The 223-nt window shown below is 70.0% G+C and carries 1 protein-coding gene; it reads right to left on the bottom strand.

Features of this window, described 5'->3' with window-relative positions; genetic code table 11:
- On the bottom strand, nt 1-223 hold a 223-nt coding region (locus MOV74_RS40585), incomplete at both ends, for a hypothetical protein (protein WP_246933158.1).

The raw sequence follows: 223 nt of genomic DNA, 5'->3' as shown, positions 1-223 counted from the left end.
ACGGGCCGGATCGAGCCGCTCGCGGCCGGCGCTGCGTGCCACGATCGGGACATTGCGGATGTCCTCGCGAACCTGCGTCACGGGAATGCCGGTGAGGAGGAACTGGAGCTGACGGGCCACCTCGGCCGGCGACAGGCCGATCAGGTTCAGCCGGTCCTGATCCGGGACGAAGCGAAGCACGGGCGTGCGATCGCCCCAATCCCGATTTGCCTGCCGCGCGTCC

Origin of the sequence: Bradyrhizobium sp. SHOUNA76 (assembly GCF_023006445.1) — a bacterium.
Classification (GTDB): domain Bacteria; phylum Pseudomonadota; class Alphaproteobacteria; order Rhizobiales; family Xanthobacteraceae; genus Bradyrhizobium.
This window is presented reverse-complemented; position numbering and strand designations above follow the sequence as displayed.